This window comes from Candidatus Binatia bacterium (genome assembly GCA_036382395.1).
In the GTDB taxonomy this organism is placed as follows: Bacteria; Desulfobacterota; Binatia; order HRBIN30; family HRBIN30; genus JAGDMS01.
In genome coordinates this window covers 1-6,273 of sequence record DASVHW010000261.1, presented here as the reverse complement: position 1 = coordinate 6,273, position 6,273 = coordinate 1, and the positions used below count along the sequence as shown (strand labels likewise).

Genomic DNA, 6,273 nt, shown 5'->3' with positions numbered 1-6,273 from the left:
GGCACCACGGGAGATCGGATCAGCGAATGGTGCCCTTGCCCGCGATCAGCGGCAGGTCGAGCGCGGTCACCCAGCCGGGCGGGAGCTCGTTCACGTACGGCACAGCGTTCAGAGCGCGCAGACCCGTCGCCAGACAGCCTGCAGCCGCCGCATCGCGGCCGCTGCCGTCGGTAAAACGGAATGCGGTCTCCTGGGTGATCGATGGCGAGCCTTCGATTTCGACGCGATAGACGTCGTCCTGATGGCCGCGCGGCCAGTCGGGCGCGGCGTCGGGGCCGACGCGGTTCACGTGCTCAAGCTGGATGCGCGTTTCGCCCTTGTAGATGCCATTGATCGTGAAGTGGATGGCGGCCACTTCGCCCGGTTGAATCGTGCCTTTCGCCGTACGAATGGCTTTCGGCGTCACCCACTTGTCCCACGTCGTGGTGATGTCATCGAACTCGATGCCGGCAGCATGCGCGATCATCGGCACGGTCCCACCCCACCCCATTGCGAGCATGTCCGGGTTCTCGAGCAGCGCTTGAAACTCCGGCGGCTTTCCGATTCCCATCTCCATCTCGTAGTCGCCCTCGTAATTGATGTAGTCGAGGATCTCGAGGGCGCGGACGATCCGCACCTCGGCGCAAAGGCCCATAAGCGTCATCGGAAAGAGATCGTTCGCAAAGCCCGGGTCGATGCCGGTCGTGAAGCACGACGCGCCGCCCTGTTCGCAGGCTTCCGTGATGGGGGTGATCCATTGCGGCGGATTCTTGGTCATTGCCGGCCACACCCACGGCGTCATCGCCGTCGAACAGACGTCGATGCCGGCGAGAAGGAACTGCTTGATCAAATGTATATTGTCTTGCGCGTACGCAGCGGTTGGGCCGTAGTGCACCAGAGCATCGGGATCGAGCGCGATCAAGGCGGCAACGTCGTCGGTCGCGGCAAGGCCGAGCGGGTGGATGCCACAGATCGTGCCGACGTCCTTCCCGACCTTCTCCGGGTTGCTGACCCCGACTCCGATCAGCTCGAATTCGGGATGCCGCACAATTTCGGGAATCACCATTCTCCCGACAAATCCGGTGCCCCAGACAACGACTCGCTTCTTGGTGGACCCACTCATCGAATCACCTCTCCCTTCTTAGAACTCGAACCAGCCTTGGCGCCGAAAGCGCTCGATGAACGGGGCGTAGTCCGTTAGTTGCTGTTCGGCTCTCAGCCGGTTGCTGGACAGCAAGGCCCAGGGCTGCGCGCTCCGCGTCCAAATGTCGCCGACCGGTTCGACCCAAGAGGTGTCGTCCAGCGTTCCGCTCCGCACGCTGAGCACGCCGGCGGTTGGGATCTGGCCATGGGCGATGCGGCTACCGCAGTCGTTGCAGAACCATCCGAAGCGCCGGTTCCCGGCGTCTGACGTCCACTCGAAGGTGCGAGGTTGCCCCTTCGTGAACGCGAAGCCGGGCGCGAATACCCTACTTTGTGCTGCGCCGCCGGGAGAGCCTTGGTTGCGTCCCCCCGCTCTCGCGGACTGGCTATCACCCAGGCCGAGAGGGGCCAGCGCCAGCTCTTGGGTGTGCGAAAGCGGTCCCACACGCCCTCAGGCTGTGCCAAACGGTCCGCAATCGTCAGGAGGACCACCGGGTGCCAGCCAATGCCAAGATGACTGCTGTCCACCTCGATGCTTTCGCTCAGCGGGCCCGATTCAGCGACACAGCTCTGCCAAGCGGCGACGCCATCGGTCCTGCTGTAGATCGCTGTCATTGGTACGGACACCGGTTCGCGCAAGCGTCCCCGCAGGGCGGCCTCATCGGGATGCGGGCGTCGGCGCTTCAGCAGAAAGGCCGGGACGTTGACCGCATCGAGGTTGCGGAAGGGGCTGGCCAGAGTGATCACTTGACGCACATCGGTCGGAAACGCTCGCGCCAGTTCCCGCGCGTAGATACCCCCAAGGCTCCAACCGATCACGCTCACCCGTTTACGGTATCGCGCGCGCAGGTCTTCGAGACGTCGCCGGAGGCTGGCCACCGTCTCCGGGGTGGGACCTGTATTACGGCCGAGCTTCCAACCGTGCGCGGCGTAGCCGCGAGCGCGCAGGAAACCGCGGAGCACACGAGTCGACAGGTCACTCGTCATGAAAGCCGGCAGCACCAGCACCGGATGCCCATCCCCTCGCGGCGCTTGCCGCAATAGCGGGTACGCTGGTAACAGCGCCGCCAATTCAAGCACGGCTCGCCCCTCCAGGAAAAGGAATCCGAAAGGCGGCCGACGGATCAAGGAGTGCTCAAGAAGCATATCTGAAGACTCCTCAGAAGAACGTAAACTCACACCTCACCTCACTCCCAGTATCTAGCTCATTCGCCGCAACGACTCCACGCAGTGAGCACACGCCGGTACAAGATCCAGTCAGACAAGACGCTACGAGCGGAATCGAAAGACGACCTCAAGAAGCGGATCGGTCGGTCGCCCGACGACGCGGACGCCCCCGTGCTCGCGTTCGCCGGCAGCGGCAGCTGGGAAGTGCTCGACACCAACAAGATCACACCGTAGGTGGGCGAGGTGGCGAAAGCAGAGAAGGCTTCTTTGTATTTGCTCGCGTCTTGGTCATAAATTTTGAAATAGAAGGTGCGCCACTCCGGCAGATGATCCGCGAAGTTGTAGGCCGCGCTTTAGGTCATCACACCCTTCCTGACACCCGCATAGTGCGCGTGGTACAAGCTCACAGGTGATGGAAGCTGCCTCTCCCGAAACGACGACCAAGCCTCTCCTTCGAGGCGTCACCCATCAGGTGGCCTTCTTTGTCGCCGCCCTGGCCGGATCCGTCCTGGTGTGGATGGCGCCGGGCACCACCGCACGGTGGGGCGCCGCCGTGTACGTCGCGAGCCTGACGCTGTTGTTCGGCGTCAGCGCGCTCTACCACCGGCCGACGTGGTCCCCGCAAGCCCGCCAGCGGATGCGGCGGCTGGACCACTCGGCCATCTTCATTCTCATCGCGGGCACCTACACCCCGCTGTGCCTGGGGCTCGAGCGGGCCAAGGGCCAGGTGCTACTGATTACCATCTGGACCTGCGCGGCGCTCGGGGCGTTCCGGGCGCTGGTGTGGGTGCGGGCTCCCAAGGCGCTGGTGGCGCTGCTCGCCCTCACCATGGGGTGGCTTGGCATCATGTACCTGTCAGAGATGCGCACGGCGCTGGGGTTGGCCACGCTCCTGTGGCTGGCGGCCGGCGGCGTGCTCTATAGCGGCGGCGCGGTCATCTACGCGCTCAAGCGCCCTGACCCGTGGCCCCGGGTGTTCGGCTACCACGAGATTTTCCACGCCCTGGTCATCGCCGCCGCCGTGTGCCACTTCGTCGCGGTTACGATGGCGCTGATGCGCTACGCCTCCTAGCGGCGCACGAGGAGCCCGGTCACCAGTCCCAGCGCCGCCGCCGGCCCGAGGAGCGTCAACAGGAGCGGCCCGACCAGGCCGGTGCTATCACCCGCAGCCAGAATCCACAGGTCCTCCGACCGGAAGAAGGGGTAGTCCGACGGACGTCGATGGTCCTCGTCATCGAGGGAACGCCGCGGAAGACGATCGCGCCTCCCGTGCCCGAGCACCAGACGGTGTTGGTCACCTTTCAATTACCCACAAGCTGCGCCATGCTAGATCCCAATTCGATATCGGTGAATCGGGAGAGCCCTCGCCAAATGACGATGTTGGCCACCGCGTGAGCGATGTTCCGCAGCATCTCGGGCTTCAGATGCCCAGCTTGCGATGCGACCAGGCTCTGATTTGTGAATCGGCGCCCAAAGTTCACCCCGCGCAGTGCGGATTTGTTTCGCTGATTTTTCTGCCTCTTCCGCCCAGTTTGCCAGGGGTCACCATCGGCGCTGATCGTGCCCCCGGGGGGAAGTAAGCAATTTCAACCGCAGATCAGCGAGTTGCGTACAAAGGTGAGTGGGGGCGCTCGCCGATGCCGAATCACACTCCCCCAGCCGAACAGCAACTTCCATGCTGCACAGGGACGGCAGGAACATTTGTGCGGCGAAGCATGCGCATCGCGAGGCGCCGCACGGCGGGCGAGCACCTACCGTTCGCACGGGCAGGGAGGCATTGAATTGAGCTGCGGTGCGTCGTGTGCAACTCTGGCGCGGGAGTCAGAACATGAGCAACAAGAACGTCCAGGTTACGCTCGCGAATCGGCCGGTCGGATGGGTCAAGGAGACAGATTTCCGCATTGCCGAGAGCGAGATGCCGAAGCCCGGCGCGGGCGAAGTCCTCGTCAGGAACATCTATCTGTCGCTCGATCCCTACATGCGCGGGCGGATGAACGACGTGAAATCGTACGCGGCATCCGTTCAGATCGGGCAGGTGATGGTCGGTGGAACCGCAGGCGAAATCGTCGAATCACACAATCCGAACTTCAAGCCCGGCGATTCGGTCGTCGGCCAGTTCGGCTGGCAGCAGTACGGCGTGTCCAAGGGGACCACGCTGCGGAAGGTCGACCCGCAGCTCGTCCCGCTGTCCAAGTATCTCGGCGCCGTCGGCATGCCCGGTCTGACCGCATGGTGGGGGTTGCTCGATATCGGACAGCCGAAGACGGGGGAAACGGTTGTGGTGTCGGCGGCGGCCGGCGCGGTGGGCAGCGTGGTCGGCCAGATCGCAAAGCTGAAGGGATGCCGCGCCGTGGGAATTGCGGGCGGGAAGACGAAGTGCGACATCGTGGTGAACGAGTTCGGCTTCGACGCGTGCGTGGATTACAAGGCGGGAAACCTGTTCAGGGATTTGCGCGAGGCGGCGCCGCGCGGCATCGATATCTACTTCGAGAACGTGGGCGGCGAGGTCCTCGACACGGTCGCGCTTCAGCTCAACCCGTTCGCGCGCATTCCGCTCTGCGGGCTGGTCTCGCAATACAATGAGGTGCGGCCGCGCGGGATGAACAACTTCGTCATGCTGCTCATCAACCGCGTCAAAGTTCAGGGCTTCATCGTCTCCGATTACGCGGATCGGAGCGCTACGGCGGTGGCCGAACTTGCCGGATGGGTTCGTGCGGGCACGATCACGTGCCGCGAGACGATCGCTGAAGGAATCGAGAATGCGCCGCGCGCGTTCATCGGCATGCTCAAAGGCGAGAACATCGGCAAGCAGCTCGTGAAGCTGTTCTGATGGACTTGCGCCCCCCTCGGTCCGGGAATTGAGCGTGAATCGGCGCGCAAACTTGCCCCCGCGAAGAGCGGATGGGTTTTCGGTGAGTTGCGTAAAAACCCTGAGAAGTCACTCGCCAATGCTGATTCACAGGCCGATCGAAAGAGCGCGCACGTGGCAACGTGGCGAAATCGGAGGAGACCACGATGAAGGACGCAACTGAAGCCACGCGCGCGGCGAACTGGGCAGCACTGGCACAGGTACCGCTTGCCGATCAGCAATCGTTCGAAGATGCGCGGCGCGGCTTTATCGAAGCGCTCGGCGACCAGTTGATCACGCGCCCCGATGGTCGTCTGGTGTGGACCCTCCAAGGCTATGAGTTTCTCTCCAGCGAGAAGGCCCCCGACACCGTTCATCCGGCCTTGTGGCGTCACGCCCGCGTGAACATGGCCAACGGCCTGTACCAGGTGACGGAGCGCGTCTACCAGCTTCGCGGCTTCGATGTATCCAACATGACGATCATCGAGGGCGACAGCGGTCTCATCGTGATCGACCCGCTGATCTCGACCGAGGTCGCCAAAGCGGCGATGGACCTGTACCTGAAGCATAGACCGAAGCGGCCGGTGGTAGCGGTCATTTACTCTCATAGCCACATCGATCACTTCGGAGGCGTCCGCGGAATCGTCAGCGCCGATGAGGTGGCGGCCGGCAAGGTGACGATCTGGGCGCCCGCGGGCTTCATGGCCGCGGCAGTCGGCGAAAACGTGATCGCCGGCAACGCGATGCTGCGGCGCGCCCTGTTCCAGTTCGGCGCGATGCTGCCGCGCGGCGAACGCGGCCAGGTCGATACCGGGCTGGGCAAAAGCGTCTCGCTCGGCACAGTCACGCTGATTGCGCCCACCAACCTGATCGAAAAGCCGATCGAGACCCACCGGATTGACGGCATTGAGATCATCTTCGAGTTGACCCCGGATGCCGAGGCACCGGCCGAACTGATCATGTACTACCCGCAGTTCCGCGTCCTCAACATGACCGAAATTACTACCCAGAATTTCCACAACCTGTTGCCGATGCGCGGAGCGCTGGTGCGCGACTCGCTGGCCTGGTCGAAGTACATCGGCGGCGCGCTACACCGTTACGGCGCGTCAAGCGACATCTTGATCGCGCAACACAAC

Annotated in this window: 7 protein-coding genes; 4 read left to right on the top strand and 3 right to left on the bottom strand. The window is 63.5% G+C overall.

Annotated features, from left to right (window positions below; translation table 11 throughout):
• Positions 1-19 precede the first annotated feature (19 nt).
• Positions 20-1,102 (bottom strand): dihydrodipicolinate reductase, encoded by a 1,083-nt coding sequence (locus VF515_12285; protein ID HEX7408413.1) that lies wholly within the window; start codon positions 1,100-1,102, stop codon positions 20-22.
• An 18-nt stretch (positions 1,103-1,120) separates the two neighbouring features.
• On the bottom strand, positions 1,121-1,567 hold the full coding sequence (locus tag VF515_12280) for a GFA family protein (protein HEX7408412.1): 447 nt from the start codon (positions 1,565-1,567) through the stop codon (positions 1,121-1,123).
• 785 nt (positions 1,568-2,352) lie between these two features.
• On the opposite strand from VF515_12280, the gene VF515_12275 reads away from it, so the two are divergent.
• Entirely contained in the window at positions 2,353-2,523 is a 171-nt protein-coding gene (locus tag VF515_12275) for a hypothetical protein (GenBank protein HEX7408411.1), read from the top strand.
• 178 nt (positions 2,524-2,701) lie between these two features.
• A complete protein-coding gene (locus VF515_12270; protein ID HEX7408410.1) occupies positions 2,702-3,361 on the top strand; it encodes a hemolysin III family protein in 660 nt (219 codons plus the stop codon).
• Here the strand turns inward: VF515_12270 and VF515_12265 are convergent.
• Complete coding sequence (locus VF515_12265; protein HEX7408409.1) at positions 3,358-3,594, bottom strand: hypothetical protein; 237 nt, start codon at positions 3,592-3,594, stop codon at positions 3,358-3,360. The two genes, VF515_12270 and VF515_12265, sit on opposite strands and share 4 nt — an antisense overlap.
• A gap of 523 nt (positions 3,595-4,117) precedes the next feature.
• On the opposite strand from VF515_12265, the gene VF515_12260 reads away from it, so the two are divergent.
• Together VF515_12260 and VF515_12255 are read left to right on the top strand one after the other, a co-directional pair.
• Positions 4,118-5,119, top strand: coding sequence for an NADP-dependent oxidoreductase (locus VF515_12260; protein HEX7408408.1), 1,002 nt, complete (start codon positions 4,118-4,120; stop codon positions 5,117-5,119).
• A 185-nt stretch (positions 5,120-5,304) separates the two neighbouring features.
• Positions 5,305-6,273, top strand: a 969-nt coding sequence (locus VF515_12255) for an MBL fold metallo-hydrolase (GenBank protein HEX7408407.1), incomplete at its 3' end; no start/stop codon positions are given.